The sequence below is a fragment of the Methanoregula sp. genome, from assembly GCF_002835825.1.
Classification (GTDB): Archaea; Halobacteriota; Methanomicrobia; order Methanomicrobiales; family Methanospirillaceae; genus Methanoregula.
Genome location: NZ_PIZH01000644.1, coordinates 1 through 1,179, shown reverse-complemented (window position 1 = coordinate 1,179; position 1,179 = coordinate 1). Strand labels below are relative to the sequence as shown.

1 protein-coding gene is annotated in these 1,179 nt (G+C 54.4%); it reads left to right on the top strand.

Annotated features, from left to right (window positions below; genetic code table 11):
- On the top strand, positions 1-1,179 hold a 1,179-nt coding region (locus CW742_RS14075), incomplete at both ends, for a Cache 3/Cache 2 fusion domain-containing protein (protein ID WP_292421457.1).

The window sequence follows — 1,179 nt, the reverse complement described above, 5'->3', positions numbered from 1 at the left end:
TGAACAATAATTTCGCGATTGTTGATGGTATCGAAGCGGATGTTGGCAGTAAGGCCACCATCTTCGTCAAGACCGGCAACACCGCAACCCGCGTTTCGACAAACGTCATCGGTGCTGACGGCAAGCGCGCTATTGGAACCACGGTCTCGGATGCAGTGTACGATGCTGTCATCAACAAAGGCCAGACCTATTATGGCATGGCCGATGTGGTTGGCAAGAAGATGGTCGTAGCCTATGAACCCATCCGGAACTCCGGAGGCGATACCATCGGCATCCTGTTCGTAGGCGTTCCTGAGGATTCTGTGTACGGTCCGCTGAAGCAGGAGATCCTTGGCACAAAGATTGGCGAAAACGGGTACCTGTATATTATGAACAGCAACGGTGTTGTACTCATTCATCCTTCTGCGGCAGTACAGGGCACTACCCCGGATACAGACTTTTCAAAAGAGATCATCGCCAACAAGAACTCGGTAAAGGACAGCAGCAGGAAGATTAGTTATGTCTGGGAAGGCAAGAACGCGGAAGCGTATTACACGTATTTTGCACCACTCGACTACATCATCATTGCCCGTGTCAACCCGGCAGATTTCAGCGGCCCGGTCGACAACCTGCGCAACGCGATCATCATCATCCTGTTAATCAGCATTGGCGCAGGTGCCTTCATCGCCATCCGGTTCGGCAATACGATTGCACGGAGGATGGGCGATCTTGTGGAACTTGGCCGTAAGGTCATGGTCGGGGACTTTGCCGGCGCGGCAATGGAGATCGACAAGAACGAGCGTATGGTGACCGGAGGTGATGAGATCGGCGAGGTCTCAGACGCGTTCACCGGTGTAGTCAACAACATCCAGTTGTTCAGCAACGAGATCACGGGAATCAGCCAGGACGCTGTTCACGGGAAACTGACCTCCCGCGGCGATGCCGCTAAGTTCCAGGGCGGGTACGCCGCCATGATCCAGGGGCTCAACAACACCATCAACGCGGTGGTCGGGCACCTCGATGCCATCCCGGTCCCGGCATTCATCATCAACAAGGATTACAGCATCCTTTATGCCAACAAGGCATCGGCAACTATGGCCGGAAAGGTACCACAAGAGATGGTAGGCCAGAAATGCTACGACATGTTCAGGACCGGAGATTGCCGGACCGGCAAATGTGCATCCGGCCAGTGCATGCAGG